The following is a 24,814-nucleotide window of genomic DNA, read 5'->3' on the forward strand; positions in this document are numbered from 1 at the left end:
ATTATATAAGAGAATCTAATACTTCAAGTTAAAAAGTATTTTCAGGTGTCAAAACAGTTACAAGAGCATATTTTTTTTATGCAACAAGCTTATGAGCAAGCTTTAATAGCATATAATTTGGGAGAGGTCCCTATAGGAGCTATTTTAGTCAAAGAGGGGCAAATTCTTGCTAAGAGTTATAATAGAACTATAGTAGATATTAACCCGACTGCCCATGCAGAAATATTAACTATTCAAATGGCAGCTAACTTATTAACAAATCATCGATTAGTCAATACAAAATTGTATGTAACCCTTGAGCCATGTATAATGTGTTTGGGCGCTTTAGTCCAAGCTAGAGTGACAGAAGTAATATATGCATGTAAAGATAAACGGGTCGGAGCTTTTTCTCAAGAAAAGTACCACCTTAACAAGAACTTAAACCATAATCTAAAAGTAACAGAAGGCGTGATGGCAGATAAGTGCGGCAGCCTTCTAAAAGAATTTTTTTTGGGAAAAAGATGAAAAAAGAAAAAATAGTGGTTTTGTACGGTGGAGATTCGCCTGAAAGGGAAGTTTCATTAAAGTCTGGTAAAGCTGTACTAGAATCTTTGCAAAAACAGGGCTATGATGCTGTGGGATTGGATGCTAGCTCAAAAGAACTTGTAAAAGGATTACTTAAGTTAAATCCTGATAAGTGCTTTGTCGCGTTACATGGTGAAGATGGAGAAAATGGTAAAGTATCAGCATTATTGGAAATGTTGAAGATAAAACATACTTCTTCTGATATGAAGTCTAGTGTAATAACTATGGATAAGATGCTTTCTAAAGAAATATGGATGCATCACAAAATGCCTACTCCTATGGCTAAGATTCTTACAGCTAGGCTGATTAACGAAGATGAAATTAGTTTTCCAGTTGCTGTTAAGCCATGTAGTGGTGGTTCAAGTATCGCTACATTTAAGGTTAATTCAGTTTCAGAGTTAAAAGCAGCTTATAGTGAAGCTTCTAAATATGGTGATGTAATGGTTGAGCAGTGGATAACTGGCAAGGAGATAACAGTAGCTATTGTTAATAATGAAGTGTATTCGTCTGTGTGGATTGAGCCATTAAATGATTTTTATGATTATGAGTCAAAATATAGCGGTAAATCAATTTATCATAGTCCTAGTGGGCTGTGTAAACAAAAAGAACTTGAGGCAAGGCAGCTAGCAAAAAAAGCTTATGATATTTTGGAATGTAAGGGGCATGCTAGGGTTGACCTTATATATGACCAAGATACGTTTTACCTAATGGAAATTAACTCCTCTCCAGGTATGACAGAACATAGTTTATCTCCAAAATCTGCAGCAGCAGAAGGTATTGATTTTGATAATTTTGTAAAAATAATTATAGAACAAGCACGGTGATGAAAGCTTTTAGACGATTGATAATACCTTTGTCAATACTTGTTACGTTATTTGGGATAGTAGTTTATTTAATGCTACAAACAGACAGAAGTATTTCAAAGGTAGATGTCGTTTCTAATGATGGTTTAGTATACGTTTCTAGGCAGGAATTAATAAACAAGATAACAAATTTGAATAACAAGCAATGGTTTGACCTTAATATTGAAGATATAGAGAAACACTTGTATAGAATACAGGGTGTAGATTATATTTTGGTCAAAAAAGTGTGGCCTTCAACATTAGTTATATATTTATATAATAGAAAACCTATAGCCTACTGGGGTAACAATAAGATTTTGCTTGATAATATGGATATCGTCAAACCTGCCATATTTAATTATGATCAAGAGCTTCCGTATATACAAAGTAATGATGAAAATAATAGACACTATATTTATGAAACTTATCAAAAGTTAAATGATATTGCAAAAACAAATTCTTCAGAGATTATTGAAATTTTTTACCAAGGTAACCAGTTTAAATTACAACTTTTAAATGATCAGGTTGTAATCCTTGGATCAAGGAACCTTAATCTTCGTCTAAAGGAGTATTTTAGGAACTACAAAAGAGTTAAAGATTATGAATCTGTAGAATATTTTGATATGCGATATGCCAATGGTTTTGCCATAAAGTATAAATAAAAATAAAATTCCCATTTTGTTGGTTTTCTATAATAAATAAGCTTATAATGTAGTCTAGGTACGCATTAAAAAACTAGAAATACAAATCTATTTTAATAACTAAGGTAAGTATAATGGGCTTCGGAAGTAGTAATTTTTGTGCAGTTGATTTAGGTTCTCACAAGATCACAGTAGCTATAGGTCAGATGGTTGAAAATGATACTATTAAAATACTAGGGGTCAGCCAAAAAAAATCAAAGGGTATAAAACAAGGCTCAGTAATAAACCTTGAAATGGCTATGGAAACTCTTAGCGAAGCTTTAGATGAAGCAAAAAGCATAGCTGGTGTTGATACTAAAGATATCACCTTGGGTCTGAGTGCGCCTAGTATCAAGGGCTTTAACTCTTATGGTTTGGCAGCAGTAGAAAATGGAGAGGTTGCTATGGAAGATTTAGCCATGGCAATTAAGACTGCTAAGGCTGTGCCTATGTCAGCAGATACAGAAATGCTTCATGTTTTGCAAAGGGATTACGTAGTAGACGGCCAGTCAGGGGTCACAGAACCAATCGGCATGTTTGCTGTAAGGTTAGAATCAAATGTACATATAGTAGTTATCTCATCTCGTTTATTACAAAATGTTAGAAAATGTATTTCAAACTGTGGTTATAAGATAAACAATATAGTTGTAGAGCAGCTGGCTTCAAGTGAGGCTATTCTTACAGATAGTGAAAAAGAAATGGGTGTTTGTTTAGTAAACATGGGCGCTGATACAACAAGTTTTTCAGTTTTTTCAGACAACGGTATTTGCTACACATCAACTATTCCTGCTGGTGGGAATAATATTTCATCCGATGTATCAAAAGTTTTTAAACTTCCAATAGAAGCAGCAGAAAGTTTAAAACTACAATACGGATATGCAGCAAGTAAGTATTTAAAAAATCCAGATGAGAAGATAGATATTCCAAACTCTTTGGGAAATGCTAAAAAAAGAATATCTTTACAAGATTTATCATTAGTTATAGAAGCCCGGGTAGAAGAAATATTTAGATCTTTGTATGATGAATTAGAGGTTAATGGTTTGCTTGAACTTATGCCATCAGGGATAGTTTTCACAGGTGGTGGCGCTAAACTAAAAGGGTTGGCTAGGCTTGCTTTAGATATGTTTAAGTTACCTGCTGCAAGAGTTGGGGGGCCTATAGAGGTTTCTGGAGCAAATGAAGTTGTCCATAACCCGTCATATGCTACAGTTGTAGGTTTGCTTAAATACGCTAGTGAGCATGACCACTATAAATTAGTTGAGTCAAAAGTAGAAGAAGATACAACAAAAGAAAATAAGCCTAAGAAAAAAATTGTTTCTTCAGTAAAGGGGTGGTTTTCTAATAATTTTTAAGATAGTGATATAGGTAAATATATAAATAAAGGAGTGTAAATATGTTTGACTTTAACGATTCAATGATTTCAAATGCTGTAATTAAAGTAATCGGCGTTGGTGGCGGTGGCGGTAACGCTGTTCAGCATATGTGTGATGAGGTTACAGATGTTGAATTTTTTGCTTTAAACACTGATGGTCAAGCTTTATCAAAGTCAAAAGTTCAAAATGTACTACAAATAGGTACAAATTTGACGAAGGGACTGGGAGCTGGTGCAAATCCAGAAATCGGTAAGAGAGCAGCTACAGAAGATAGAGCTAAGATAGAGCAACTATTAGAAGGTGCTGATATGGTTTTTATCACTGCTGGTATGGGTGGTGGTACAGGTACAGGTGGGGCCCCAGTTGTTGCAGAGGTTGCAAAAGATATGGGTGTACTTACAGTTGCTGTAGTTACTAAGCCTTTCCCGTTTGAAGGACCTAGAAGAATGAAAGCAGCTGAGTTAGGAATTGAAGAATTAACTAAACATGTTGATTCAATAATCACCGTCCCAAATGAAAAGCTACTTAGTGTTTTAGGAAAAGAAGCTAGTTTGATAGATGCTTTTAATGCGGCTAATGATGTTTTAGGAAATGCTGTTAAAGGAGTTTCTGAGTTAATAACTAGACCAGGTTTGATAAACGTTGACTTTGCTGATGTTAGGGCTGTTATGACTAATATGGGTCTAGCTATGATGGGTATGGGTGAGGCATCTGGTGAAAATAGAGCAAGAGAGGCAGCAGAAGCTGCGATTTCAAGCCCTCTTTTAGAAGATATTAATCTAGATGGTGCTAAAGGTGTAATAGTGAATATTACAGCCGGTATGGATATGTCTATAGGGGAGTTTGAGGAAGTTGGAGAGGTTATTAGATCTTTCATTTCTGATGATGCTATTGTTATAGCAGGTACAGTTATTGATCCTGATATAACTGATTCTATGAAAGTGACAGTTGTTGTTACTGGTATAGAAAAAGTATCTATGAAGAAAGGTTTTGGATTAGAAAAAGGTGCTCACCACTCTCAAAGAGAAATTTCTTCTGAAAGAGCAGCACCAGCTGCTTCTTTCCTAAGAAGGGAAGCAGAAGTTGCTACTACTAGTATCACTCCTGGTTCTGGATCTGATGATGCTAATAAGTCAGATATACCTAGTTTTCTAAGAAGAAAGTAGCCACAAGATTAGTTAAATAAAGCTATAAAGAGAAGTTGCTTATGAAACAAAAAACCTTAGCAAGTGAGTTTTCTGTATCAGGAATAGGCTTGCATTCTGGAGTTAACGTTTCTATGATAGTTAAACCTGCGACTGTTGATACTGGTATAATTTTTCGTAGAGCTGACTTACAGCCAGTCGTAGATATTAAGGTTACTCCATTTAATATCAAAGAAGCTATTATGTGTACTCTTTTAACTAAAGATGGTGATCAAAGTATATCTATCTCTACAATTGAGCATTTGATGTCTGCTTTTGCGATGTTTGAAATAGATAACGCTTTGATAGAGGTCAATGCTCCAGAGTTACCAGTTATGGACGGTAGTTCTCATGATTTTGTTAATTTATTAAAGCAAGTCGGTGTAGTTGAGCAAAATACAGCTAGAAAAGGTATCAAAATTTTAAAGCCAGTAAGAGTCGAGGATGAGGATAAATTCGCAGAGGTATTACCAAGCGATAGTCTTAAGTATGAGTTTAAGATTAAATGGGACCATCCTGTAATTGCAGCAACTAGTGATCATGTAGTTTTTGAATATAACCTTGATGAATATATTAAAATGATTTCAAGAGCTAGAACTTTTGGTTTTTATGAACAGCTTGCTTATTTACACCAAAACAACCTTGCAAAAGGTGCTTCTTTAGATAATGCGGTTGGTATTACAAATGAAGGTGTTTTGAATGAAGGTGGTTTACGATACGCAGATGAATTTGTAAGACATAAGCTACTGGATGCAATTGGTGATTTTTATGTTGGAGGTTATATACTAGGGCATTTTAATTGCTATAAGTCTGGGCATACTCTTAATAATAAACTTTTACATGCTATATTTGCTGATAAAGATGCATGGGAATATTTTTAACAAAGTTCGGAACATATAATTTTAGTTTGCAACAGCCCCTTAATCGGTCAAAATTATATTTTCATCTTTTATATTGATTTGTAACTTTTCTTTTATAAGTTTTACATTTTGGTTACTATGAATTTTTTCTATAGCATTATCTTTTTTTATCTCAGCTGGTGATTTCTGACTTGTTACAATATTACTATTAGGTATATTTTTAATATTTAGTTCAAAGCTGGAGTTGTTCAAGTGCTTACTAATATTTGCTTGTAGTTTCGCTATACTTTGAGGATCAAGTTCTAAGATTTTTTTAGCATCTTCATTAAGTTGGATATCATAAGAATCTCCATTAATTTTTAGTAAGTTGCTGTTGAAAGCCAGTGTTTTTGTAAAACCTTTAAGGTACATTTTATTTAATAATTCAAACCATAGCTTATCAAGAGAGTCTTTAGTATATTCTTTATTAATAGGTTTTGGGTCACTACTTTTAAAGACAGGGTTTGAAAGTTGTTGCTTTAATTCAGAGAAGTTTTTTTTAGTAGTATTTGTAGTTGTTTCTGAATAGTCAAAGCTAGAATTATTTAAGTTTTTTTTTTGAAACGCTATTAATCTAAGTATAGCCATGGTTACACCAGTTTCAAAGCTAGGCGCTAGAGAAATATCTTTTTTTGCAGAAATTGTTAGTTGATATAAAAAATGAGCTTGCTCAGTAGATATTTTATTAAGTACTCTATTAATTATATCTGTACTAATATTATTGGTTGCATCAAGGCTTTTCGTTAGACTATATACACAGCAGCTAAACCAGATTTCAGCTATTTTATCTAGTATAGTTTCAGCATTATTCTCAGAAAGAGAAAGGTTTTTAATAGCAGGTAATATAGCATTTGGACTGTCGTCTATGATAGCGTTTATTATATTATATATTTCTTCATTATCGACAATACCAAGCATTTGCTTTACTTTGAATTGTTCTATCTTACCGTTACAAAAGCTAATTGCTTGATCAAGTAGACTTAAAGCATCTCTAAGGCTGCCTTTAGCATGGTATGCTATGTAGTCTAAAGATTGCTCATCTGAGCAGATATTTTCTTTAGATAAAACCTCTTTAAGCTGGGATTTGATATCTAGCTGAGATATGTGTTTAAGATGTAATTGTATACATCTAGAAAGTATGGTTACTGGTATTTTATGATAATCAGTTGTTGCTAAGATAAATTTTACATATTCAGGAGGCTCTTCGAGAGTTTTTAATAGAGCGTTAAAACTTTGTTTAGACAACATATGGATCTCATCGATTAAATATACTTTGTATCTACCTTGTGAAGGTATATACTGAATATTATCTAAAATCTCTTTTGTTTCCTCTACCCCAGTACGTGAGGCAGCGTCAATTTCGATTAAATCGATAAAGCTATTATTATTTATCGCTAAGCAGTTTTCACAATCATTACATGGTTCAGCTGTTACACCTGTTTTGCAGTTTAGGCATTTGGCAAGTAGCCTACCAAGAGTAGTCTTACCAACTCCCCTGGTGCCTGTAAACAGGTAGGCATGATGCACTTTTTGAGTTTTAAGAGCATGTATTAAGCTATTAAGAGCATGCTGTTGTCCAGCTACTTCTGAAAAAGATTTGGGCCTATATTTGCGTGCTAGTGCTTGATATGACATTTATATAATTTAGTAAGAAAGTTCTAATAAAATGATATCAAAATCCAAGCAAAAGAATAAGGCCTTAAAGTATCAAATTGATAACTTTAAGTGTATTAAATAAGATAAACATATCTAAATTTTTCTACAAAATTTACGCTATGCAGCAAAGCTTGGTAAGCTTGTTTTAATGATTATTTTGTTATAGGTATTAATAGTCGAAGTAATCATCTTTACTTTTTCTCATGATAGGGGCACAGTCACTTTTAAATGTTGCACTTATTGGTTTATTAAAAATAGCAAAATCATCTTTTGGCTTCCCGTATTGATACCTATAGCTATAGTCTGCATTTCTAGGGTTTTGTTTATTTTGTCTATTAACGTATTCTGGAAATGATAGAGGTCTAGTAGTACTATTTACACCTGGTTTAATTGGTTGAACTTGTGGTGAGTATAGCTGAGCTAATCTAGGGTTTTTACTTAGAAACTCGACGAGTTGCTCATTAGAGAAACTAATAAACGTAAGTGTTGATCCGAATCTACTATATTCGTTATCTTTTCCTTTTTTGAATCTGTTAGTATCTATTGTAGGCATGCGTTGAAGATCATCGTGTTCGTCATAAAGATTGAAACCTTTTCCAGTTTGAGCATCTATGAACCAAGTACGGCATCCATCGTAAAATGCTGCGTACCAGTGAGTTCCTTCCGCGATGGAAACAATCACACAATTAGTTTCATATTTTATACAATGTAAATATACAGCATAGTCTGCTTGTAGTCGATGATACCCCAGAATTTTACGATAACCTTCTCCTTGGTCCATTTTATATTTATTAATAGGCCCATCTTTTTCTAGTTGTAATTCTGATGTAGCGCCACTGTAAAGACCATTATATATAAATGTGCTAATTGGCATAAATTCATTATCATTATCCATAAATGACCTATTTAGTTTAAATCCTGATAAAAACATGTATACATTGAAAGCACAATTGGAGCAATGACCATCATAAGCCTTATTAGCCCATCCGTATAGTGGATTTATGGTTTTTAAAAATAGATTAGCTAAAGATCTATCTTGGTCTACATTGTTGGGGCTTTCCAAACGAATAGAATTTAATATAAATTGGAATTTGCTGTGATAGAGCATAAATTTCTTTCTCCAGAAGCCTTGTGTTCTATAAGAAAGTATATAAACGCGAAAGGCATATGGGTTTTTGATAACAGTAATAAAATCAGAAACACATCTGGAAATCTCTTCCAACTAATTTCAAAAAAGAGGTTAATTAATGAGCAAATGCACTATAATACTAGCAAAATATCCTACTGCAATGACCCATGTCCATTTAAGATGACCAATAAAGGTATATTTGCCTTTTGATTTGCCCATAACAGCTACACCAGCAGCTGAGCCTATTGATAATAAACTACCTCCAACTCCAGCTGTAAGAGTAACTAGTAACCATTGGGTATGCTCCATAGTTGGGTGCATGCTTAATACCGCAAACATAACAGGTATATTATCAACAATAGCAGAAAGTATCCCAATTATTGTATTTGCTTGAGTATGTGCTGAGAATAAGTTTGGAGCGATCGATTGCATGTCTTTGTATATATACTGAGAGGCAACACCTAAGTATCCAAGTGCAGCTAAACCTTGTACAGAAATTAGTATTCCATAGAAAAAAAGTAAAGTATCCCATTCAGCTTCTTTTATTTTGTCGAAAATATCAAAAGCTTGAGGAGGCATTTTGTGACCTTGTCTAATTTCTCTATTTATTTTCAACCCATAGAAATAGTTATATATCATGACGTATCCAAGTCCGGTCATCATACCAAGAGATGGAGGTAAGTGTAAAACATGCTCAAAAGAAACAGCTGTTATAATCGTTAAAATGAATAATATGATAACTGGTACAGCGCCTCTTTTTAGTTGTACTTTCTCTTCTATAATAGATTTAACCTGCATCTTTGGTAAAAAGAAACTCATAATAACAGCAGGAATTAAAAAGTTAACTAATGAAGGAATAAAAATAGCAAAAAATCCATTGAAACTAACAGCACCAGTTTGCCACACCATAAGTGTAGTGATATCTCCAAAAGGTGAGAATGCACCACCGGCATTAGCTGCTACTACGATATTGACACAGGCCATAGTTATAAATTTTTTATTGTCCTTACCTATAGAGATTACTACGGTACTCATTACTAAAGCTGTGGTTAAGTTATCAGCCACTGCAGATAAAAAGAATGCAATTATTCCTGTAAGCCAAAATATTGCTAAATATCCAAAACCTGACCTTAGAAGAGTGCTTTTGAGTTTCTCAAATATATTTCTATCTTCCATTAAGTTTATATAAGCCATAGCAACCAACAAGAACAAAAGCAGTTCACCATATTCAGTCATTATATGGTCAAAATTACTTTGAACGATATTGTTAGCTCCAAAAGATTCGCCTACAATAGCAACAAGTATCCAGATAACACCAGCTGCAAGTATAACTGGTTTGGATTTATTAAGCTTTGTATAGTCTTCTGTCATTACGAATAGATAAGCTAAAACAAAAACCACAATAGCGGCTATAGCTAGTGGTTGGTTTATAGCATTTACGCTAATGGCTTTTAAAGATGATCCATCACTTGCAAAACTAAGTAAGGGCAGAAGAAGGATTGCTATTATTAGGTTGAATTTTTTTAACATTTTAAATTAATGTTTACTGTGTTTTGAAGCTATTATAACATTAATAAAAAGTGATTAGCTAGTTTAAGTACCTTCTAAACTAAAGTTATTCTGGTATAATCCGTTACTTGATAAATGAAAAAAAAGGGGCTCTACTATGTGGAACTATTCTCCGCTTAAAACTATTCTTATTTTAGGACCTATGGTCTTTGCTTTTGCATTAGCTATGGATGTTTACATGCCTGTTCTACCTGCTATGAAAGAGTCTCTACAAACAACTCAGTCAATGGTACAAATAACATTGTCGTTATTTTTAGTAGTAACAGGAGTGGGTCAGCTTTTTCTTGGACCGTTATCGGATCAGTTTGGTAGATTTAGAATTATACTACTATCATCATTGTTATTTCTGTTAGGTTCAGCTTTATGTGCACTATCAGATACTATAGGCCTATTAATTTTTTCAAGGGTCGTTCAAGCTTTAGGGTGTTGTGGTTTATCTGTAGTCGCTTTCGCTATAGTAAGAGATGCTTTTTCTGGTAAAACTAGCTCAATGATATATAGTTTTATAAATGCGATAATATCCATTTCACCTATTGTAGGCCCTCTTATTGGTGTAGAGTTAGCTATATATTTTGAGTGGCAAGCAGCATTTGTTTTACTGACGTTTTTAGCATTTTTAACTTTTTTAATAATAGTTTTTTTTGTTAAGGAGAGCTTGCCAATAGAAAGACGTAAAAAAATGTCTTTAAATGTTTTTGCAAGATATTTGCAGGTTTCAAAATCATTACAATTTTGGGCTTATTCTCTGACAGCAGTCTCAGGTATGTCAGCATTTTTTGTATTATTTTCAATGACACCATATATCATTACTTATTTAGGGTACCCTTTATCTAAGATATATGTGATGTTTGGTTTAGCTGGTGTTGCTTATCTTGTAGGTTCATTATTTGCTGGTGTTGTGGTAAATAAAATAGGAGTTTATAAAACAGCTATTTTAGGAGTCAGTTGTGTATTTACAGCTGGCGTCTTATCTTTGGCAATATATCTTATTTATGGTTTATCTTTATGGGGGTTTTTTGTTCCTTGTTTCTTTGCTACTTTTGGCTCAGCTTTTACCTCAGGAACGGGAGCTAGTGGTAGTTTAGAGCCATTTTATGAAATTGTAGGAGTAGCAGCTGCGTTGTTTGGTACTATGGAGTTTGCTATTAGTGGATTGATAGGAAGTGTTGCGATGATATTTCCAGCAACTAGTTCTCTTCCTATTGCTATAACCATGATTATTACATCTGTTATTACAATAGTACTACTAACTTGCATCCATAAGAAAAGGTCTATATTATGAGAAAAATTAAATGTTTATCGATATACTTCTTATTATTTATTTATGCGTGTTTAGAATGTTATAGTTATGCTTTAGATGTAGAAAAAGATGCACAAAGTATCTTTGTGGATAATAAAAAAGAAGAAATAATTTTAACGTTTTACTCATTATCGGATAAGAGTCTTAGTTTTATTAAGTTAATTTACCAAGGTAAAGAATATACCTTACCTCAAGTAGTGTCGGCCGATGGTGCTAGGTTTGGTGACGGTAGAGATATAGCTATTTGGTTAAAAGGGGATCGTCTATATTTGGATAAAAATACCCAGACCTTCCAAAGAAAAGAGTTTTTCTTGGATACGAGTAAGTAGAATTATATTGGGTATACAAATTTCTTTGATTTAAATAGAAGCATAAATAAAAGGGATGGACGTTTTTAAAAGTTTTTGTTGTTCTTATACTCCAAGAAGTCCATATCAAAGAATAGCTTTTTTATTAAAATATAGCTAATTCTATGCTTATTATTTATGTTACAATTTTATAATGATGAATTTTATGAAGCTTCTAAATTTAATGCAAACAGAACTAATTTACATTAAAAATAATGGGGATGATTTTACCCTAATTGGTGAACTTCCTGGCTCTAAAGATGTGTTTTACAGTTATACATTATCTGTAAATGAGATAGGTAAGTTAGAAATTGTAAAATCTGAGAAATATATTTTCTTTTTAGATTTATCTGATCTAGATTTGGATACAATTCATAAATTTGTTTTTAAATTTAAAAACATGTGTTTAGCAAACATAAACTTTTGTATTATCTATGAAGTTGGTGTTGGTGAATTAGGTGAGATAAAAGAAAAATATGACCTAATAGATAAACTACAAAATTTAATTCCTGAATTGGATATTTATATGACATTAAGGTTTTCATTTAAGAAAACTTCTTCTTATGTATCACCAGAGCTGTTATGTTTATGGAATAAAGCTTTTAAATTTGTAAAAGATGGTAATCTAGAAATAAATAGACCGTCTAATTCTCTTAAGTCAAGTGATAGGGGAAATAAATTTAATAAGCCATTAGATATTTCTAGTGTAGAGTCTATTGGTAGCTTTGAAGTTTCGAACTTTGAAGTTTCAGCATCAGAAGTTTATTCCTTGTCAAGTTATCCTTTTTTCTCTTCATCTGATTTTAGTAGTAAAAAAACACCATTTAAGTCAGATAAAACTTCTTTAATTAAATCTATTAATTGGAGTCTTAAGAAATATGTACATGCTTCGCCAGCTGCTCGCGCTTATGTGAGATATATGACTAAAATGTATGAAAGGAGCCTTCGATAATAAAGTTCAATTGAATGTACTACTAACTGTAGTCATAGTCGATTTAGAAATTTATTATGAAAGCAAGACTGATTATAATTATTATAACGCAGCGATACATATGTTCTAAGGGTAGGCGTTAGCTAGGGTATTTGTTTTATTATAGAGATAAATTTTAACCTGTTCTTTATATAGGTCGTGAAAGTCGTTATTAATAGCAGTATTACCCTTTATGTTTTTAAATATAGCTTTTAAATCAGAAAACTCTAGTAAATCATTATACTCATTTATAGTATTTGGACCGATCATTTTTTTTATTTCTGGGAAAGTGTTTTTGTTAAAAGAATCCAATATATATTTAGCACTCTTAGTTTGTTTCAAGGAGGTCTTCTTTGATATTATACTTATATTGTTTGTCTCTCCTCTAGGTATTAATGCAATAGCAATAGTGAGTTTTAGTATATAAATTAAACCCGGGATACCTATATCTACACCTTTTTCTAGCTTGGTGTTGCAAAAATCTATAATCTTTTGAAAAGCTATATTCTTCCGGTCTGACCTGCCTATGAATGAATAGGCATTAGAAGTAGCATCCTTGGTATTCTTGATGAGAAAGTATACCTGTCTCATTACTTCCATGTTTTTGCGATAATTGCGGAATCTTCTTTGAATGAGGCTTATTTGACCCTCTGTATTTGCTAAATTTTGGAGCCAAGGGTCGTTGTGTTTTCTTTTTACAAACAGCACATCAGCAACTTTTCTGTTGCCTCCAAAGTTGGTTTCAAGACTACTTACACGGTTAGCATATAATAATTGTGAAGATCCTCCACCATCTAAATTTATTGCTTGGCTAGATCCTAGGGCTTTCATTAAAATAGCACATTCTGCCAGATTTAAACCTTTAATTTGACCGGCTCTTCCAAGAATGGTGACAAAGAAGTAGTAATGATCGTTAAATCCAAAACATGATCTAGGGTTGGGTTGGTCAGCATGATGTAAGAATCCAGGAGCATTTTTTCTACTTGGGTCATCCCATCTAAAAATAGGTAAATTCATAGTTGCCTGTGTAAAAACAATGTTATCATCTTTTATTAAAATGGGCGCGCTTGTTAAATAACTATCAAATTGACTAAGAAAATTATCAGGATCTAGTATGGATTTATATTCAAATATATCATATCCATTATTTGAAGCAGTTATTAAACCATAGTAGTTTGTATATTTTTTATTTACATTATGGCAGTAGGTGGGACTTGGGTTTACGAAATTAATATGTGGAGCATTTGATTTGGTGTATCCAATAGGTTGGTTTTCCCCGTAATTGGGCAAGCCATCGTTATTAATTGCGGGACTGTCAAAAAAACCTCCATTTATTAATATAACACTTTTTCTATCGTTCTGACTTTGTTGTTCTTCATTTATAAATGCGGCCGTATTAAAGTCATAATTAGCATCTTTAGATGTTCCTACATGACAGGTAATCTCATTCTTTTTGGTTCTAATGGCGGTAAAGCAAACATCCATATTTTTCTGGCTTCCCAGTTGAGAGGCTGATATGTTTATTTGTAACTCTTCAATACCTTGCGATTTAAATCTCCACTTACCCTTAAAATAATCCTTCATTATATTTAGTTCCATAATTACCCCATGTTTTTATCATTTACTTTTCTATTCTGCTATTTTTGATAAGGATACGGCTTTTTATTGACATCTTCTACAAAATTTTGATAGGATTTATATTAAATTATAACACAACGTTATATGCAATTGTGATCTATGGCTAGTTATAAATAAACCTCAGTGAGATGTGGTTTAATAAAGTTGTAGAGATTTAGAAAATTAACGATTTAACATTTAATTGCAAAGGCTAGTTAGAAACATATAATTTTAGTTTGCAACAGTCTCATGCATAGATTAAATAGAAGTTCTGATTATAAATTTTTAATCATTAGGGCAAATTTCATATCTTCGGGTGATACATTATCAAATTTTATTTTAGCCTGATAACCACTACCTTTTGCTTCTTCCATGTGGTTACCATCTTTATCAAGCATGTTATCTAATACCATTTGTCTGCTTCCTGATGGTAGCATTAGCTCAATACTATCACCTATTTGAATTTTGTTACGGACATTAATATCGGCATAACCAGTATGCTCATCAAAATGTGTAATTTCACCAACGAATTGCTGAGTAGAGCTGCGAGAGTCTGAATTATCATATTTTTGGTATTCATCATGCACATGGCGGCGATAAAAACCTTCTGTATATCCTCGATGTGCCAACCCTTCTAGTTTGTCCATTAAAGTCATATCGAAAGGTTTTCCTGCTAGAGCGTCTTTGATAGCTTGATCATATAACTGAGCAGTTCTAGCAGCATAAAAGAAAGATTTAGTTCGACCTTCTATTTTAAAACAATCAACCCCCATTTTTGTTAGGTATTCTACATGCTGGATAGCTCGTAAGTCTTTTGAGTTCATTATATACGTGCCATGTTCATCTTCAAACATGGGATTAAATTGTCCAGGTTCTTTATCATTTTCTATTAAAACAACTTTTTCTGATGGTTGCCCAATTCCTAGGGTTGGGTTGATTGTTGTGGGTACAATATCCCCCCACTCATTTTGCTTAGCTTCAGCAACCTTATAATTATTTCTACAAGCGTTATTACAAACTCCTTGGTTAGGGTCTCTATGGCTGTAGTAGCTGATAGTAGACATCTGCCAGAGTATGCCATACAAAGTGATCCATGCACGAAAGTTTCTATTTCCATACCTGGACAGTTTTCTTTGATTTCAGCAATTTCTTTTAATGATAATTCTCTAGAAAGTACAACTCTCTTTATACCAAATTTCTGCCAGAATCTTACAGTTTCATAATTTACGGCATTTGCTTGTACTGATAGATGTATTTCTTGGTCAGGAAAATGTTCTCTAATTAGCATAATCATGCCTGGATCAGACATTATCATAGCATCAGGTTTGAGTGCTATGACAGGAGTTATATCTTTTATATATGTTTTAATTTTTGCGTTATGAGGAGCTATATTGTTTGCTAGCATGATTTTCTTACCTATAGCATGCGCTTCATTTATAGCTGTTTCAAGAATCTCCAATTTTGAAAATTCATTATTACGAGCTCTTAAACTATATCTTGGTTGTCCGATATAAACAGCATCTGCTCCATATGCAAAAGCATAACGCATTGCTTTAAGTGTCCCAGCAGGGGAAAGTAATTCTGGTCTTTTCATATGATACCTTATTAATTAAAGAGTGGTCTTTAAAGAAGATCTAAGTAACATCTTAGATTTTTATTTTATTGTTTATTTTGTTGATGTGAATTTTAACTTTTCTTGGGCTATTTTCCAATTCTAAAATTTTAGTATAGTTTTCTTTAGTAGGCTATTGTGATATTATCTCAAGACTAAACTAGTTAAAAATTTATTTCTTAAACTATAGGGTCTTATAATGAACTTTGAATTTGCTAGAGAAAATATGATCAAACAGCAAGTTTTGCCTGAGGGGATCCCTATTGGCGCTCTTGTTGATGCTATGGCAAATATTTCTCGTGAGAAATTTCTACCACAAGAATACCAAAGTTTAGCATATTGTGATACTGGTTTTGTAATTAATGGTAGAGAAGTAAGAAGCCTTATGCTAACAGCAAAGCTGATAAATGCTCTTGATGTTGAGCATGGTGATAATGTTTTGCAGCTTGGGTTAGACTGTGGCTATACAACGGCTATTTTAGCGAAAATTAGTCAGCATGTAGATGTTTTAGACTATGATGAGAAGGTGATGGGCTCTGTTAAAAGGTGTCTTGTAACTCAACACATCCAAAATATTGATTTTAATACGTTAGAGCAACTACAATCTATTATTGATAGTCAAAAAAAGTATAGTTGTATATATAGTTTGAATCCAGTAAAAGCAGATGAGATTGATGAGTCACTATTGGGTTTGCTAAAAATATCAGGAAGGTTCGTGTTTGTAGTCCGAGAGGATGTCTGTGATAAAGCCTATTTGGCAATTAGGGTGGATAATGAAGTATATGAGAAAAGCTTTCTTTTCGATATATATAATAAATAAGAGTTAATATGCAAAAGAGTTTATTATGTTTAGCATGTTTTCTTAGTGCTAATTTGATTTTTGCAGCAGATATAATGTCAGAAGATGCTGAGTCGAAATATAATTCTGCTGGTAGACCTATAGGTACGGATATTTTTGAAAACCCATATAGTGTCGCTAAACAGTATGCTAAAGCTGATCAAATTAAGCAAGATAATCGATTTTATGATCTTAAAAAAGCTGATGAAGTTGCTATGGTTAGTTCTACTAAGGAACAATTTTATAGTTTAATAGATATTTATAATTTAGCAGCTGAACATAATGCTGAGTACCTAGCAGCTAGATCAACTTTTGCTTCTAATATAGAGACAGTCCCTAAAGCTCTTGGTGGGTTACTCCCAAAGATAGACTTTCAATATAACCTCAGAAGAGATATTTATGATGAGTTTGGAGGCCAAGTTGGAGACACTGCAAACAATTTCAACTTCAGTGGTGAGCAGGTGCTTTTTGATTGGAGTAAATGGAAAACTTTCACACAAGCTACTTACTTACAAAAATCATACGCTATGATTTATGCAAAAGCAGAACAAACTCTTATTATAAATACTGTAACGGCATATTTTGAACTTTTAAGAGCCGAACAAGCACTACAGTTTCAGCTTGCAAATGAGGCATGGAACAAAAAATTATATAAAACACAGGAGTATCAATATAAAGCAGGTGCAGTTTCGTACGCGGATTTAAAAACTACAGATGCTCAATACCGCCAAGCAATAGCTGATAGAGTAGACGCTCAAAAAAGTTTAATAGCAGCAAAAGCCACAATGGCAAAACTTATAGGTAGTAGAATAAGCTCTATTTTATATATTTCTAAGTCAACAGAATTTGAGCCTCCTACGCCAAATGATATTAATTACTGGTTAAAGACAGCTGAGCAGTATAATTTGGATATTGCACAAAAAGAATTTGAATACCAAGCCGCACAAGAGGGTGTAGGTATACAGTGGGGTAACTTTTTTCCAAAAGCTAATTTGACTGGTGGAATCCGTATGTCCAGAAATAACCTTTCAGGTAATCCTCAACAAATAGCTCTTATCCCCACAAAATATGATGTAGCAAACATTTCAGGTAACGTTAATTGGAATCTTCTAAAAGGTGGATCTGACTTTGCCCAGCTTAAGCAGGCAAGTTATGATAATCAGGCGGCTAATTATGCTTTACTTCAAACTAAACGAGAAGTTTACGCTGGTACTGTTGAAGCTTTTCAGACTGTGGTTTTGGATTCAGTTAGGATAGAAGCTTTTAAAAAGTCTGTCTACTCTGGTTTAGCTTCTGTTAAAGCTATTTTAGAAGGCTTTGAGGCAGGTACACAAACTATAGTTGACTTATTAAACCGCCAGACGATACTTGTACAAGCGCAGCTTTCATTTGCTGATTCTATATTTAATTACGTTGAGCATTACGCCCAATTAAAGCAATTGCAAGGTAGTTTGACATATAAAGATGTGGAGTATATAAATTCACTATTAGGTAAGACTAACATTATTTCACAAATCGCTATTGAGTAAATCTTATCGTATATGCAAAATATCTACGTTTTTATCTTAACGATTAAAGATTTTATAGCTACAGATGTAGCTGAACTTTTAAAGAATAGATTTAGCATTGAAGTTAGTTCTAATCAGAAATTATTTTCTAATTTCCTTAGGTATTGGGTTTTTGGCGAATTTTTTGATATTAGTAACCCCGTTTTTTACGTAGATAATAATAACAAGCCTTTTTTAGAAAATTCTGAAAGTTTAAAGTTTAGTATTAGCCACACTTTAGAAACAGTAGTTATTGCAGTAGCAAGTAATGATATAGGAATAGATGTTGAAAATATAAAAAGAAAAAGAAAATTTCTTAATGTGGCGGAGCGGTATTTTAGTCAAGGTGAATTACAAATATTAAGAAAAAGTAGTAACCTAGATAAAGATTTTTACACCCTTTGGACTTTAAAAGAAGCTCAAGTTAAAAGAAATGGGCTAGGAATAGCTTATGGCTTTGCTGAGGCTAAATTTAGCAGAAATAATAAAAATTGGTGTAGTAATAACTATCCTAATGATTTTTTCTCATTTGAAAAGAATGAGAATATTTTTTCAGTTTGCAGTAAAGATGTAGTAAATAAGGATATAAGCATTTTTAAAATTATGAAAGATTTTAGTTTTCAAGAGTTCACGGTAGCGCGGTTTTAGATTAAGCTAATTAGGATTTTAAAGTTAGCTAGGGTATAGTTACTAGCTTAAAAATAGATTTTTATTGATACAAATATTGGTATAATGATCCAGTTGGTAATTCTTTAGAGAACAGAGAAATCTTATGTGTGGAATAATAGGGGTTGCTGGTCCTAGTCAGGTTAGTTATTTATTGTTTGATGGTTTAAGCCTTTTGCAACATAGGGGTCAAGATGCTGCTGGCATTGCAACTATGGACAAAGGGCGTTTTTTTATTCGTAAAAATACAGGATTGGTAAATGAAGTTTTTACTGATGAGAAGCTAGAGAAGTCTAGAGGTAAAATCGGTATAGGTCATGTAAGGTATCCAACAGCTGGAAGTTTAGGAGCAGCAGATAGTCAACCTTTTTATGTTAATAATCCTCATGGAATAGTCTTTGCTCATAATGGTAACTTAACTAATGTTAGAGAGCTTGCTACAGTATTGCACGATATAGAAAGACGTCATCTTAATACGACTTCAGACTCAGAGCTTTTATTAAACTTTTTTGCTTGTGGTATGAATAAGTCGCGGGGTTGTCCAACACCTCAAGCCGTTTTTAAAGCAGTTGAATTTGTTTTTAAACACGCAAAAGGCGGTTATGCTTGTACAGCTATGATAGCTGATTTTGGTTTAATAGCATTTAGAGATCCTTTTGGTATTCGTCCTTTAGTGTTTGGTGTTAAAGAGTATGAGAATGGTGAAAAAGCATATATGGTGGCTAGTGAGAGTGTCTCGCTAGATATTTCTGGTTTTAGAGTTTTACGTGACGTTGAACCTGGTGAGGTTATTGTTATAACAGAAGATAGAAAGGTTCATTCAAAAGTCTGCGCTAAAAAACCTGTTTTAGCACCTTGTTTATTTGAGTATGTATATTTTGCTCGACCAGATAGTATCATGAATGGAGTCAGTGTCTATCAAGCAAGAGTAGACGCTGGAAAAATGTTAAGTAAAAGAATTTTAGAAGCTTGGAAAGGTAGTGATATAGATATTGTAATCCCCGTTCCAGAAACAGGCCGTGCTTCTGCTCAAGAAATAGCCACAGCATTGGGCGTTGAATATAGAGAAGGATTTGTTAAAAACAGATACGTTGGCAGAACTTTTATAATGCCAGAATCAGCTGATAGAAAAAACTATGTCAGAAGAAAACTAAATCCAATCCCAGCAGAATTCAAAGACAAAAATGTCTTACTTGTCGATGATTCTATAGTCCGTGGTACAACGTCTAAGCGTATTATAGAGATGATTAGAGATCTAGGGGCAAAGTCTGTTTATTTGGCTTCTGTGTCACCTGCTGTATGTTACCCAAATGTTTATGGTATAGACATGCCCACCAAATCAGAGCTAATTGCTCATGGTAGATCTTTAGAGGAAATCCGTCAATGGATTGGGGTAGACGGGCTTATATACTTACCTTTATCGGACTTAAAAGAAGTGATTCAAAAACAAAATCCAAGTATAGTTGAGTTTGAAGATAGCGTTTTTTCTGGCAATTATATTACTGGTGACGTTGATGAAAGCTATTTGGATAAGCTTGAAAGTGAAAGAGTTTCTTTAAAAAGAGAGGCACAAAAATATAGAGGATTTGACTAGACGGACCTGTTGCAAATAGTCTATAGAGATATAAATAAAAATTACTAAATAGATGTATGTGTTAAAGACACATTAAGAATATCAACAAGTTTAAATCAGTAGTTTAAAGAGTGACAATAGAGTGAAGTGTCAAAGTATAAAAAGGTATCAAGTATGATTAAGATTTTCGAAGGTTTAAGTGCATTATCCCAATTTAGAAAAGACAAACTTTTGGCAGAAGCTAAGGCTATTTCAAAAAATATAGAATCACTAGAAGCTAAATTTTTACATATTTTGGAGCTAGAAAGCCAGCTAAGTCAAGCTCAAGAGGGAATTATTAGATCACTATTAGATTATAATAAAGAGTATGGTGCTTCAAAACCTTGTGGTACAACATTTATAGTGGCACCAAGAAGTGGAACAATTTCTCCGTGGTCATCTAAAGCTACAGATATAATACATAATACTGGGATTGTGGCTGTAAAAAGAGTTGAGAGAGCAATACTCTATGGTATAGAGGGTAATATTTCCGCACAAGAGTTAAAAGATATTCAAAACCTTTTACATGATCGCATGGTTGAAGAGGTTTTTGCTTGTGAGCAGAATTTGCAGTGTTTATTTAAAACAACAACACCTAAAGAATTAGAATTTATCAATGTCTTAGAAAGTGGCCAGCACGCTATTAAAGACGCTAATAAAAAATTAGGGTTAGCATTAAGTGAGCAAGAAATAAATTACTTAACTTCAGAGTATATCAAACTAAATAGAAACCCTACAGATACGGAACTTTATATGTTTGCTCAAGCTAATTCAGAGCATTGTAGGCATAAAATCTTTAATGCAAGATGGACTATAGATGGCCAAGAGCAAGATAAATCTTTATTTAAAATGATTAAAAATACTACACAAAATGCATCTGAAGGGGTGCTATCAGCTTACAAAGATAACGCAGCTGTGATAGAAGGTGCAACGGCTCAGAGATTTTATACAAATACAGAGACAGGTGTATATAGCTTTAAGCAAGAAGAAGTAGATATCCTGATGAAAGTAGAAACTCATAATCATCCTACAGCTATTGCACCATTTAGTGGTTCGGCAACCGGTGTTGGTGGTGAGATACGTGATGAAGGTGCAACTGGCCTTGGGGCAAAACCAAAAGCAGGTTTAACGGGTTTTTGCGTTTCAAACCTTAATATAGCTAATTTTGAGCAACCTTGGGAAACTACTAAATACGGTAAGCCAGACCATATAGTTACACCTTTGCAAATTATGTTAGAAGCACCCGTTGGAGGTGCTCATTATTCAAATGAATTTGGTCGTCCAAATTTATGTGGTTATTTTCGTACTTATGAGCAGTTAGCAAATACTTCAAGTGGTAAAGAGATGTTTGGTTACCATAAGCCAATTATGATTGCTGGTGGTATGGGCAATATAAAAAGAATGCATGTTGAAAAAGGTGATATCAAATTAGGAGCTAAGCTAATCTGTTTAGGCGGTCCAGCTATGCGTATTGGTTTAGGTGGAGGAGCTGCCTCTTCCGTGGTATCCTCTGGTGCTAATTCTGAGTTAGATTTTGCTTCTGTTCAACGTGATAATGCTGAAATGGAACGTCGTTGCCAAGAGGTGATTGATAAGTGTTGGCAGATGGGTGAAAAAAACCCTATTACGTTTATCCATGATGTCGGTGCTGGTGGTATCTCAAACGCTTTTCCGGAACTTGTAAAAGATGGTAATGTTGGCGGTCACTTTGAGCTGAGAAGAGTTTTAGTGGGTGAAGAAGGATTGTCACCCTTAGAGATTTGGTCAAATGAATCTCAAGAAAGATATGTGTTATCAGTAGATCCACAAAACTTGGAATTTTTTGAAAAATTATGTAAGCGTGAGAGGTGCCCATTTGCTGTTGTTGGTGAAGCTATTTCAGAAAAACATATTACGTTAAATGATGAGCATTTTAATAATAAGCCTGTTGATTTACCAATGGGGCTATTATTTGGTAATACACCACAAATGCATATTGATGTTAAAACTGTAAAAGTTGAGCAAGATGCTTTTGATACAAGTGCTATCAAGCTTGATGATGCGATTGAGCGAGTGCTAAAAGTACCAGCTGTAGCTTCTAAATCTTTTCTTATCACTATAGGTGATAGGAGTATTACAGGTATGGTTGCACGTGATCAGATGGTTGGTCCATGGCAGGTACCGGTTGCAGATTGTGCAGTTACTACAGCAACTGTAGATAGTCAAGCAGGTGAGGCTATGGCAATGGGTGAGAGAACTCCAGTAGCTACGATAAATGCCGCTGCTTCAGGTAGGTTAGCAATTGCCGAAGCTGTAACAAACCTATTAGCAGCTGATATTAAAAAGCTAAGTGATATTAGGTTGTCAGCAAACTGGATGGTTGCTGCAAATCAAGGCGATGAAAACCAAAAATTATATGAGACTGTTAAAGCGGTTGGTATGGAATTTGCTCCAGAGCTTGGCATTGCAATACCAGTTGGTAAAGATTCAATGTCTATGAAAACTAAATGGTCTGACAATGGCAAAGAAAAATCTGTAACATCACCATTATCATTAGTAATTTCAGGTTTTTCACCTGTAGTTAACGCAGGTAAAACTCTTACTCCGGTTTTAGCTGATGACAAAGATACTACTTTGTTACATATCGATTTATCAAATGAAGCTGGTAGGCTAGGTGCTTCATCTCTTGCACAAGCTTATAATCAGGTTGGCAATGTTGCCCCTGATGTAGAGGCAAGTAAGCTAAAGGTATTATTTGAAAACATCACTAAACTAAAAGCTGAAAATAAAGTCTTAGCATATCATGATGTTTCGGATGGTGGCGTATTTGCTACTTTAGCAGAGATGTCTTTTGCTGGACGTAAAGGCTTAGATATCAAGCTACAAACTCAAAAAACGTCTGTCATTTCGGACTCCGATCCGGAATCTCAAATGGTTATGCTTGATAATTCAATACTAACTAAACTTTTTGCTGAAGAGGTTGGCGTTGTAATCCAAGTGGGAAATAGTGATGTAGCACTAGTTGAAGAGTTATTTAAAGATTCTCAAATTCATTTGTGTGCAATAGCTAAGTTAAATTCTAGCGATGAGATAAACATCTTTGCAAATGCTGAAAGAATATACTCAAATACGCGTGTAAACCTACAAAGATGGTGGGCAGAAACTTCTTACAATATCCAGTCACTTCGTGATAACAGTGAGTGTGCAAAGCAGGAATTTGATAGTATTCTAAATACTGATGATAAGGGTATCCATGTCAAGGCTACTTTTGATATTGAAGAGGATCTTACAGCGAAGTTCATCAACGTAGAGAAGCCAAAAGTTGCAATCCTAAGAGAGCAAGGTGTAAATGGTCATGTTGAAATGGCAGCAGCATTTACTACAGCTGGCTTTGAAGCATATGATGTGCATATGTCAGATTTGCATGCTGGGCGTGTAATTTTGGATGATTTCAAGGTGCTAGTAGCTTGTGGTGGGTTTTCATATGGTGACGTTTTAGGTGCTGGTGGTGGTTGGGCTAAAAATATCTTGTTTACAGGAAGGTTGAGAGATGAGTTTAGTAGATTTTTTAGTAGAAATGATACTTTAGCTCTTGGCGTATGCAATGGTTGTCAAATGCTTGCACAACTTAAATCACTAATCAAAGGCGCTGAAAACTGGCCAATATTTGTTAAAAACAAATCTGAACAGTTTGAAGCAAGAACTTCTATGGTCGAAATCCAAGAGTCTGATTCTATTTGGTTTGCTGATATGGCTGGTACAAAATCACCGATTGCTATAGCACACGGAGAGGGTCGACCACTTTTTGAAAATGATTTGCAGCGACAGGCTATGTTAGCCAGTTCACAAGTAGCGCTTAAGTATGTTGATGGACAAGGTAAAGTTACAGAAATGTACCCTTATAATCCAAACGGTGCAATAGATGGCTTAACAGCTGTAACAGCCCTAGATGGTCGTGTGCTTGCGATGATGCCACATCCTGAACGTGTTTATAGAGCAATAACAAACTCATATATTCCAGCAGAGTATGATGAATATTCTGTATGGATGAGAATGTTTAGAAATGCTAGGAAATGGGTTGGGTAGCTTGATGAGGTTTAAAAAAAAGAATTAAATATGTGTCGTACTTAGGTTTAGAATGTGGGGCATCTTATCTTACTCATAATGTCAGATTAAGTCAAAGCTATTACATTTGTAATTCTTTATGGGTAAATAATACAAAAGTTGTCTATACGACAAAAGGTTGAAATAAGTTGATCTATCATTATTGTCGAAATTTAAAGGTTTTTCGCTTATTTTAACCTAAAAATACTCTCAAACCTTTAATTTACAACTCTTTTAATTCCGAACTGAGGTTAATTAAAATATTGGACAGCTTCTATTAATAATTAATCATGTCTATCATATAGACTATATGGTGGTCGTATAGC

18 protein-coding genes and 1 pseudogene are annotated in these 24,814 nt (G+C 33.8%); 14 read left to right on the top strand and 5 right to left on the bottom strand.

The features are described 5' to 3' along the window. Window positions 1-45 precede the first annotated feature (45 nt). The 6 genes from FRA_RS00460 to lpxC all read left to right on the top strand — a co-directional run bounded on the left by FRA_RS00460 (window position 46) and on the right by lpxC (window position 5,524). Complete coding sequence (locus FRA_RS00460) at window positions 46-504, top strand: nucleoside deaminase (RefSeq protein ID WP_321174126.1); 459 nt, start codon at window positions 46-48, stop codon at window positions 502-504. After that, on the top strand, window positions 501-1,388 hold the full coding sequence (locus FRA_RS00465) for a D-alanine--D-alanine ligase (RefSeq protein WP_035720685.1): 888 nt from the start codon (window positions 501-503) through the stop codon (window positions 1,386-1,388). The genes FRA_RS00460 and FRA_RS00465 overlap by 4 nt, the downstream gene beginning before the upstream one ends. 71 nt (window positions 1,389-1,459) lie before the next feature. Further along, window positions 1,460-2,068 carry a cell division protein FtsQ/DivIB gene (locus tag FRA_RS00470; protein ID WP_321174127.1) on the top strand — a complete coding sequence of 203 codons (609 nt, stop codon included), beginning with the start codon at window positions 1,460-1,462 and terminating at the stop codon, window positions 2,066-2,068. Window positions 2,069-2,181: 113 nt separating this feature from the next. After that, entirely contained in the window at window positions 2,182-3,438 is a 1,257-nt protein-coding gene (gene ftsA / locus FRA_RS00475) for a cell division protein FtsA (RefSeq protein ID WP_035720689.1), read from the top strand. A gap of 41 nt (window positions 3,439-3,479) precedes the next feature. Continuing rightward, entirely contained in the window at window positions 3,480-4,625 is a 1,146-nt protein-coding gene (gene ftsZ, locus FRA_RS00480) for a cell division protein FtsZ (protein WP_035720692.1), read from the top strand. Between the two features lie 41 nt (window positions 4,626-4,666). Continuing rightward, window positions 4,667-5,524 carry a UDP-3-O-acyl-N-acetylglucosamine deacetylase gene (gene lpxC, locus FRA_RS00485; protein WP_035720695.1) on the top strand — a complete coding sequence of 286 codons (858 nt, stop codon included), beginning with the start codon at window positions 4,667-4,669 and terminating at the stop codon, window positions 5,522-5,524. A 39-nt stretch (window positions 5,525-5,563) separates the two neighbouring features. On the opposite strand, the gene dnaX is transcribed toward lpxC, so the two are convergent. The 3 genes from dnaX to nhaD all read right to left on the bottom strand — a co-directional run bounded on the left by dnaX (window position 5,564) and on the right by nhaD (window position 9,857). Beyond that, window positions 5,564-7,177: a DNA polymerase III subunit gamma/tau gene (gene dnaX / locus FRA_RS00490; RefSeq protein ID WP_035720698.1), complete on the bottom strand. Its 1,614-nt coding sequence runs from the start codon at window positions 7,175-7,177 to the stop codon at window positions 5,564-5,566. Window positions 7,178-7,367: 190 nt separating this feature from the next. Continuing rightward, complete coding sequence (locus tag FRA_RS00495) at window positions 7,368-8,306, bottom strand: hypothetical protein (protein ID WP_035720700.1); 939 nt, start codon at window positions 8,304-8,306, stop codon at window positions 7,368-7,370. 132 nt (window positions 8,307-8,438) lie between these two features. Next, the gene (gene nhaD, locus FRA_RS00500) at window positions 8,439-9,857 is read right to left on the bottom strand and encodes a sodium:proton antiporter NhaD (protein ID WP_035720702.1); all 1,419 of its coding nucleotides are present in this window, start codon (window positions 9,855-9,857) and stop codon (window positions 8,439-8,441) included. Between the two features lie 136 nt (window positions 9,858-9,993). Here nhaD and FRA_RS00505 point away from each other — a divergent pair, with 136 nt between their 5' ends. From FRA_RS00505 to FRA_RS00515, 3 genes are all read left to right on the top strand, one after another. Continuing rightward, window positions 9,994-11,178 (top strand): multidrug effflux MFS transporter, encoded by a 1,185-nt coding sequence (locus FRA_RS00505; protein WP_035720706.1) that lies wholly within the window; start codon window positions 9,994-9,996, stop codon window positions 11,176-11,178. Continuing rightward, window positions 11,175-11,525 (top strand): MliC family protein, encoded by a 351-nt coding sequence (locus FRA_RS00510; protein ID WP_051686788.1) that lies wholly within the window; start codon window positions 11,175-11,177, stop codon window positions 11,523-11,525. The genes FRA_RS00505 and FRA_RS00510 overlap by 4 nt, the downstream gene beginning before the upstream one ends. Window positions 11,526-11,709: 184 nt before the next feature. Next, window positions 11,710-12,495: a hypothetical protein gene (locus FRA_RS00515; RefSeq protein ID WP_155960894.1), complete on the top strand. Its 786-nt coding sequence runs from the start codon at window positions 11,710-11,712 to the stop codon at window positions 12,493-12,495. A gap of 105 nt (window positions 12,496-12,600) precedes the next feature. Here the strand turns inward: FRA_RS00515 and FRA_RS00520 are convergent, their stop codons facing one another. Together FRA_RS00520 and trhP are read right to left on the bottom strand one after the other, a co-directional pair. Further along, window positions 12,601-14,112, bottom strand: coding sequence for a phosphodiester glycosidase family protein (locus FRA_RS00520; protein WP_035720711.1), 1,512 nt, complete (start codon window positions 14,110-14,112; stop codon window positions 12,601-12,603). 293 nt (window positions 14,113-14,405) lie between these two features. Then, window positions 14,406-15,724, bottom strand: a pseudogene (gene trhP / locus FRA_RS00525) (prephenate-dependent tRNA uridine(34) hydroxylase TrhP). 217 nt (window positions 15,725-15,941) lie between these two features. Here trhP and FRA_RS00530 point away from each other — a divergent pair. The 5 genes from FRA_RS00530 to purL all read left to right on the top strand — a co-directional run bounded on the left by FRA_RS00530 (window position 15,942) and on the right by purL (window position 24,470). Then, a complete protein-coding gene (locus FRA_RS00530; RefSeq protein WP_035720714.1) occupies window positions 15,942-16,562 on the top strand; it encodes a protein-L-isoaspartate O-methyltransferase family protein in 621 nt (206 codons plus the stop codon). A gap of 8 nt (window positions 16,563-16,570) precedes the next feature. Continuing rightward, window positions 16,571-18,109: a TolC family protein gene (locus tag FRA_RS00535; RefSeq protein ID WP_035720717.1), complete on the top strand. Its 1,539-nt coding sequence runs from the start codon at window positions 16,571-16,573 to the stop codon at window positions 18,107-18,109. A 12-nt stretch (window positions 18,110-18,121) separates the two neighbouring features. Further along, window positions 18,122-18,775 carry a 4'-phosphopantetheinyl transferase family protein gene (locus FRA_RS00540; protein ID WP_035720720.1) on the top strand — a complete coding sequence of 218 codons (654 nt, stop codon included), beginning with the start codon at window positions 18,122-18,124 and terminating at the stop codon, window positions 18,773-18,775. Window positions 18,776-18,899: 124 nt separating this feature from the next. After that, entirely contained in the window at window positions 18,900-20,387 is a 1,488-nt protein-coding gene (gene purF, locus FRA_RS00545; RefSeq protein ID WP_035720723.1) for an amidophosphoribosyltransferase, read from the top strand. Between the two features lie 153 nt (window positions 20,388-20,540). Then, window positions 20,541-24,470: a phosphoribosylformylglycinamidine synthase gene (gene purL / locus FRA_RS00550; protein ID WP_035720726.1), complete on the top strand. Its 3,930-nt coding sequence runs from the start codon at window positions 20,541-20,543 to the stop codon at window positions 24,468-24,470. Window positions 24,471-24,814 lie beyond the last annotated feature (344 nt).

It is taken from the genome of Allofrancisella heilbronnii, assembly GCF_000710735.2.
GTDB lineage: Bacteria > Pseudomonadota > Gammaproteobacteria > Francisellales > Francisellaceae > Francisella > Francisella frigidaquae.